This is a genomic window from Corallococcus llansteffanensis, from assembly GCF_003612055.1.
GTDB lineage: Bacteria > Myxococcota > Myxococcia > Myxococcales > Myxococcaceae > Corallococcus > Corallococcus llansteffanensis.
Genome location: NZ_RAWB01000525.1, coordinates 1 through 7,002, shown reverse-complemented (window position 1 = coordinate 7,002; position 7,002 = coordinate 1). Strand labels below are relative to the sequence as shown.

Here is a 7,002-nt window from a genome sequence, read left to right as displayed (position 1 = left end):
CCGTGGTGCTCCCTCCTGAAGTGGCTGCCGCGCGCGCCCTCAAGGAGAAGCCCCGCATCAACGAGGTGGGCGTGGAGACGCTCTTCGGCGAGGACCTCATCTCCGAGAAGAGCCTGGACGAGGTCATCCTGAGCTACCTCGCCAGCGAGGGTGAGCCCTCTTAAGGCTCCCCTCGGCTCGTCCGTCCGGCGCGCCTCCCGGCGCCGGCCCGTTCCTGGGGCGTGCTCCAGGGCCGTGGTAGGCTCCGGGGGCTCGCGCGCCCGGTCATGATCCAGTTCTTCCACGTCTATAAGGCGTACCCCGGCGATCCGCCGGTGTTGCAGGACATCAACCTGAACGTGGAGAAGGGCGAGTTCGTCTTCCTCACCGGGCCTTCCGGCGCGGGGAAGACGACGCTGCTCAAGCTCATCTTCTGCGGGGAGAAGGCCACCAAGGGGCAGATATTGGTGGGCGGCAAGAACATCGCGCGCATCCGCGAGTCGGCGGTGCCGTACCTGCGGCGCAACATTGGCGTCGTGTTCCAGGACTTCAAGCTGCTGCCGCACCGCAGCGTCGCGGACAACGTGGGCTTCACGCTGGACGTGCTGGGCGTGCCCCGCGCCGAAGGGCGCGAGAAGGTGCACCGGATGCTCAAGCTCGTGGGGCTGGAGCACAAGGCGAACTCGCTGCCGCTGCGGCTGTCGGGTGGAGAGCAGCAGCGCGTCGTGATTGCGCGCGCGCTCGTGAACGACCCCACCATCCTCCTGGCGGACGAACCCACCGGCAACCTGGACCCGGCGCTCACGGTGGAGATCATGGACCTGCTCACGGACATCAACATCCGGGGCACCACGGTGATGGTGGCCACGCACGACGCCACGCTCCTGTCGCGCTACCAGAAGCGCACGGTGCGGCTGGAGCGCGGGCTCATCGTCTCCGACGAGGACGGCGTCAAGGCGGCACGGCGGATGGTGGTATGAGCGTGCTGTCGAAGGCGGCCTACTTCGGGCGCTCGGCGGCCGGCGGGCTGAAGCACGCCCCCTTCGTCCACTTCATCGCCGTGTCCACCATCGCCATCGCGCTGTTCGCGGCGGGGCTCGCGCGCGGCGCGTCGCACGTGGTGGACAACCTGCTCGCGTCGCTGGGCGGGGAGGTGGAGGTGACCATCTACCTGGCCCCGCAGCTGGGGCAGGACGAGGTCCACGGCGTCCACACGCGCGTGCTGGAGCTCTCCCAGGGCGAGGTGGCGGTGGTGCCGCCGGACGCGGCGCTCGCGCGGCTCAAGCGCGAGCTGGGCGACCTGGGCGAGGCCCTGTCGGAGCTGCCGGAAAACCCGCTGCCCGCGACGCTGGAGCTGCGCGTGCCGGAGGCGCGGCGCTCGCCCGAGGCGCTCCAGGCGCTGGCGAAGGAGCTTCGCGCGCTGCCCGGCGTCACCGGCGTGGACTACGGCGAGGCCGCGGTGGAGCGGCTGTCCGCCATCGCCCGCGCGCTGAGCTTCGGGGCGCTGGTGGCGCTGGTGGTGGTGCTGGGGACGACCATCGTCATCGTCGCGGCCACGCTCCAGCTCGCCATCTATTCGCGGCGCGAGGAGATCGAGATCCAGAAGCTGGTGGGCGCCACCGACCGCTTCGTGAAGGCGCCCTTCCTCCTGGAGGGGCTGCTGCAGGGGCTGCTGGGCGCGCTGGTGGCGCTGGGCGGGCTGTGGCTCTTCGGCCGGCTGCTGGGTCCCACGCTGGGCTCGCTGTTCGCGTTCCTCCTGGGCCCGGGCGTGAACGCGCCGTGGGTGGAGACGCGCACCGCGCTGGAGCTGCTCGCGGCCGGGTGCGTCCTGGGGCTGGGCGGCAGCTTCGTCGCGGTGGGGCGCTTCCTGCGCGTATGAACCGACTCGTTCGGCTCGTGATGGTCCTGGGCCTGCTGGGCGCGACCGCCGCGCCGGCCCAGCAGGACGAGGAGGCGGAGCGCGCGGCCATCCGCGAGAAGCTGGCCGCGCAGCGCGCCACGCTCGCGCTGGTGGAGGCGAAGAAGCTCTCCGTGCTGGAGGGCATGGAGCTGATGGAGGACCTGGCCGCGTTCTCCCGCCGCCGCGTGCGCGCGCTGGAAGGCGACCTGAACCTCTTCCGCCGCCGCGTCGCGCTGGCCGAGCGCGAGGAGGCCGTGCTGCGCGAGGCCCTGCGCGCCCAGCTGCGCCGCCTGTCCCCGCGCCTGCGCACCCTGTACCGGCTCCAGCGCCGCCGGCCGCTGGAGGTGCTCCTGTCCGCGGAGGACTTCGCCGCGCTGATGTGGCGGGCGCGCGCGCTGGAGGCCAGCATGGCGGGCGACCTGGAGCTCTTGCGCACCGTGCAGCACGTCGCGGGGCTCCAGCGACAGGCGACGCTGGAGCTGAAGCGGCTGCACACCTCGCTGTCCCAGCGCGTGGCCTTCCTCCAGCAGCAGTCGAAGCAGGCCCAGGCCCAGCAGGAGGCGCTCGAGGAGGTCGTGGGGAAGCTGGCCGGCGAGGCGGAGCTGGCGAAGCGCGCCGTGCGCGAGCTGGAGGGCGCGGACGCGGAGCTCACCCGCATGCTGGTGGACCTGCATGAAGCGCCCGCGACGAGCGGCTTCGGCGCGCTGAAGGGGAAGCTGCCCCGGCCCGTGGCGGGCATCATCGAGGTGGGCTTCGGCCGCGTCGTGAACCCGCGCTTCAACACCGTCACCGTGCAGAAGGGCGTGGACATCCGCGCCCCGGCCGGCAGCCCCGTGCACGCGGTGGCCGAGGGCACCGTCGTCTACGCGGGCTGGCTGCGCGGCTACGGCAACCTGCTCATCCTCGACCACGGTGACGACTTCCACACCCTGGTGGCCCACCTCTCCACCATCACCCCCGAGGTGGGCGCGCGCCTGGCTCCGGGCGACGTGGTGGGGGAGGTGGGCGACACCGGCTCCCTCAAGGGCGCCTACCTGTACTTCGAGGTGCGCCGCGCCGGGCAGGCGGTCGACCCGGCGCCCTGGCTCGCGCCCGCTCCCGCGGCCGCCGTCACCCCGTGACAATGTCAGTCATGACGCGCTGCGCCTGGAACACAGAAGCATTACAAGCTGCCCGTCGGTGGTCATGGAAGAAGGAGGCCCGCACGTGGACCTGATGGGTGGGATGCAGAAGGCGATGCGCCGCGTGCTGGTGGCGCGGGGCGTCGAGTCGGAGACGGTGAACGTCGCGGGCCAGGCGGTGCACCACTACGCGCTCCAGGGGCAGGGCAGGGGTCCGCCGGTGGTGCTGGTGCACGGGCTGGGCGGGTCGGCCAACGGCTTCGGGCGGACGTTCTTCGGGCTGGCGCGGCGCTTCTCGCGCGTGCTCGCGCCGGACCTGCCGGGACATGGCTTCTCCGGGGAGTACTGCGGCGGGCCCACCTGCGTGCGCGGCCAGTTCGACGTGCTGCGCGCCTACTGCGCGGAGGTGGTGAAGCAGCCGGCCCTCGTGGTGGGCAACTCCCTGGGCGGCGCCATGGCCGTCAACCTGGCCTCCGAGCACCCCGAGCGGGTGAAGGCGCTGGCGCTGGTGGCCCCCGCGGGCGCGGAGCTGACGCCCGAGGCCCTGACGTCGCTGCTGGGCGTGTTCGCGGTGAAGTCGAACGCGGATGCGCGCGCGCTCACGAAGCGGCTCTTCCACAGCCCCCCGTGGGCCGCGATGCTGCTCGCGTCGGAGATGCGCAAGTTCTACACGACGCCCACGGTGCAGGCGCTCGCGGCGGACGCCATCGCCACGCAGGCGAGCATCGCGCCCCAGGCGGTGCGGGACCTGAAGATGCCGGTGCTCTTCCTGTGGGGCGGCAGCGAGCGCCTCCTGCCCCCGGAGATCCTCACCTGGTACCGGCAGCACCTGCCACGCCAGGCGGAGGTGCACGTGGTGGAGGGCTTCGGCCACGTCCCGCAGATGGAGCGGCCGGACGCGTTCGTGTCCCACCTGGTGGGCTTCGCGGACCGGGCCGGGCTGTAGGACGGGAATCGTCCGGGGTGCCGGGTGTAGAGTCGGGGGGCTCGCAAGGCCCTTCCTCCCCGCCACAAAGGACGCGCTCCCGTGACGACAGGTCTCTTCCTCCCGCCGTGGCGCCTGGGCCTGGCCGCGCTCCTCCTGTGGGGCGCTCCGGTGCTCGCGCGGGAGCCGGCGGGCGCCGCCGGCAAGGACGAGACGGCGTACCGCCAGCTGGAGCTGTTCGCGCGCGTGCTCTCCTACGTGGAGAACAACTACGTGGAGTCGGTGGACCGCAAGACGCTCGTGCACGGCGCCATCCAGGGGATGCTCGACACGCTGGATCCGCACACCGTCTTCATGCCCCCGGAGGTGTTCCGGGAGATGAAGATCGACACGTCGGGCGAGTTCGGCGGGCTGGGCATCGAGATCGCCCGCAAGGGCGACCGGCTGGTGGTGGTGGCGCCCATCGACGACACGCCGGCGGCGCGCGCGGGCATCAAGGCCGGGGACGAGCTGCTGGCCATCGACGGGGAGAGCACCCAGGGCATGGACCTGGGCCGCGCGCTGCAGAAGATGCGCGGCCCCGCGGGAGGCCGGGTGCTGCTCACGCTCATGCGCTCGGGCTTCAACGCTCCCCAGGAGTTGGCCATCCTGCGCGACCACATCCGCATCGTGTCGGTGGAGGGCGCGCTCTACGACGGCATCGGCCACGTGAAGGTGAAGAACTTCCAGGACCGCACGGACTCGTCGCTGCGCAAGGAGCTGGACCGGCTGCGCGCGCTCAACGGCGGCCGGGAGCTGGACGGCGTGGTGTTGGATCTGCGCAACAACCCCGGAGGCCTGTTGGATCAGGCGGTGGCGCTGAGCGACCGCTTCCTGCCGGGCAACCTGCCCATCGTGTCCACGCGCGGGCGTGATGGCCGCAACGCCTCCGAGGAGCGCAGCCGCGACCGCGACACGGAGAAGGACTACCCGCTGGTGGTGCTCGTCAACGCGGGCAGCGCGTCCGCGTCCGAAATTGTCGCCGGTGCGCTCCAGGACCACGGCCGCGCGGTCATCATGGGGACGCAGACCTTCGGCAAGGGCAGCGTGCAGACCGTCATCGAGCTGGAGGACGGCTCCGGGCTGAAGCTCACCATCGCCCGCTACTACACGCCCAAGGGCCGCAGCATCCAGGAGAAGGGCATCACCCCGGACTTCCTCGTGCCGGAGGAGTCCTCGGGGAAGGCCGGGAGCGAGGCGCCCCGGGAGAAGGACCTGCAGCGCCACTTCAAGGCGGAGCCCTCGCAGGCGACGTCGGAGGTCGTGGCCGCGCCGCGCTCGCTGCCCGCGAACCTGAAGGACTGGGCGGTGACGGCGAAGCTCACGGATGCGCAGCTCCGGGTGGCCCTCAACTACCTCCACGGTCTGGCGCCGGTGGCGTCCCGGGGCCCCGGAGGCAGCCCGGGTCGCTGAAACCCCTTTCGAGGCTGGCGTTCCGCCGGGCAGTGCGTGTAATGCGCACAGCAACGAGGGAGACCGGATGCGACGTCCTTTCAATCGCGCGCTGCACGCGACGCTCAGTGGCTGGCTGGTGGGAATGCTGGCCATGGGCCCCGCGGCGGCGCAGCAGCAGCAACACGTACCGCTGCGGCTGATGCCGCGAACGCTGCCCGCGGCGACAGGGCCGCGCGTGGCGGTGGTGGCCATTGCGTTGGATCCCTCGCTGGAGGGCGAGGCGCTGAAGCTGGCGCACTGGGCCGAGCAGGCCGTGGCGCGCTCCGGAAGGCTGGAGCTGGTGCGGCTGACGGACGCGCTGGACACCCAGGGCGCGAGTGCCCGCACGGCGAAGGCCATGGAGGGCAACGCCGCGTTCAAGGAAGGCGCGAAGGCCTACGACGAGCTGGACACGGTGAAGGCGCTCCAGAGCTTCGACACCGCGGTGCGCGCCTACGAGCAGTCGGACCTGTCGCGCGCGTTCGGGCTCCTGAGCCGCGCGCGGGTGATGAAGGCCGCGACGCAGCTGGCCAACGGAGAGAACAAGGCCGCGGAGCTGGAGATGCGCTCGGTGCTGGCGGTGGACCCGCGCGCCCAGTTCAACCCCAACTTCTTCCCGCCTGAATCGGTCGCGTTCGTGGAGAAGGAGCGCAAGGCGCAGCTGGAGGGCGCGCAGGCCACGCTGACGGTGACCACGCAGCCCGTGCCCGCGCAGGTGTTCGTGGACGGGGCCTTCCGGGGCGTGTCCCCGGTGTCGCTCACCGGCCTCACGCGCGCGGACCACTACGTGACGCTGGTGGCGCCGGGCTACTCCGTCACCGAGGGGCGTGCCCGCGAGGGTGACGCGTCCTTCCCGCTCACGCGCCTGTCCGTGCAGCCCCGGCTGGACGCGCTGATGAAGCGCATCGCGGACAACCCCGACAGCGAGGACCGGGACAAGGCGCTGCAGGAGCTGGGCGCGCTCGCGGGCGTGTCGCAGGTGCTGGCGCTGCTGGTGCGCGGCGGTCCGGGCAACGCGCCGCTGACCGTCACGGGCCTGCGGCTGGACGTGGCGGACGGCCACAGCCTGGCGTACGCGCCAGGGCCGGTGCCGCGCGGCGACGCGATGGCCACGGGCTCCGAGTCGCTCTTGACGGGGCTCGTCGCCCAGGACGCGGCGCGCGTCGGGGGCAAGCCCGTGAAGCACTTCACCGGGGGCGGGGGCGTGAGCCGCCGCACGGCGGGCTACGTGCTGCTGGCCACCGGCGTGGCGCTGCTGGCGGGCGGCATCTACTTCGGCCTGGAGGCCTCCTCCAAGGCGGACGCGTTCAAGACCGCGCCCCAGGGCAGCACGCGCGCGGAGGACCTGAAGAGCACCGGCAAGACGTACGCGCTGGTGGCGGACGTGGGCGTGCTGGCGGGCCTGGTGGCCGCGGGCGCGGGCAGCTACCTCGCCTTCTACAAGAAGGACGGCGGCGGGAGCGGAGCGTCGTCTCCCCCCGCCACCCCGGCTCCGTCGTCTCCGCGCGCCGCCCCGGCCCGCGACGCGAAGCCCATCAAGGAGGCGCTCCCCATGCCTCCGCCGCCCGCGCGCACCGAGCCTGCCCCGAAGACGAACGCTACGC

General features: G+C 72.4%; 6 protein-coding genes. All 6 read left to right on the top strand.

Translation table 11 applies throughout. The annotated features are described in order from the left end of the window. The first annotated feature begins 266 nt into the window (after nucleotides 1–266). Nucleotides 267–959, top strand: a complete 693-nt coding sequence (gene ftsE / locus D7V93_RS34010; protein ID WP_120615261.1) for a cell division ATP-binding protein FtsE — start codon at nucleotides 267–269, stop codon at nucleotides 957–959. After that, nucleotides 956–1,858: a cell division protein FtsX gene (locus tag D7V93_RS34005; protein WP_120647338.1), complete on the top strand. Its 903-nt coding sequence runs from the start codon at nucleotides 956–958 to the stop codon at nucleotides 1,856–1,858. Before ftsE ends, D7V93_RS34005 begins: the two co-directional genes overlap by 4 nt. Continuing rightward, nucleotides 1,855–3,000, top strand: a complete 1,146-nt coding sequence (locus D7V93_RS34000; RefSeq protein WP_208723247.1) for a murein hydrolase activator EnvC family protein — start codon at nucleotides 1,855–1,857, stop codon at nucleotides 2,998–3,000. Before D7V93_RS34005 ends, D7V93_RS34000 begins: the two co-directional genes overlap by 4 nt. A gap of 85 nt (nucleotides 3,001–3,085) precedes the next feature. Continuing rightward, a complete protein-coding gene (locus D7V93_RS33995; protein WP_120647340.1) occupies nucleotides 3,086–3,946 on the top strand; it encodes an alpha/beta fold hydrolase in 861 nt (286 codons plus the stop codon). Nucleotides 3,947–4,027: 81 nt separating this feature from the next. Further along, on the top strand, nucleotides 4,028–5,377 hold the full coding sequence (locus tag D7V93_RS33990; RefSeq protein ID WP_372338381.1) for a S41 family peptidase: 1,350 nt from the start codon (nucleotides 4,028–4,030) through the stop codon (nucleotides 5,375–5,377). A 67-nt stretch (nucleotides 5,378–5,444) separates the two neighbouring features. Then, a partial coding sequence (locus D7V93_RS33985; RefSeq protein ID WP_120647336.1) for a PEGA domain-containing protein occupies nucleotides 5,445–7,002 on the top strand: 1,558 nt, incomplete at its 3' end.

Bases quoted from the DNA above. Each gene is read 5' to 3' on its own strand.
- D7V93_RS34005 (WP_120647338.1), top strand. From the start codon at position 956: ATGAGCGTGCTGTCGAAGGCGGCCTACTTCGGGCGCTCGGCGGCCGGC.
- D7V93_RS34000 (WP_208723247.1), top strand. From the start codon at position 1,855: ATGAACCGACTCGTTCGGCTCGTGATGGTCCTGGGCCTGCTGGGCGCG.
- ftsE (WP_120615261.1), top strand. From the start codon at position 267: ATGATCCAGTTCTTCCACGTCTATAAGGCGTACCCCGGCGATCCGCCG.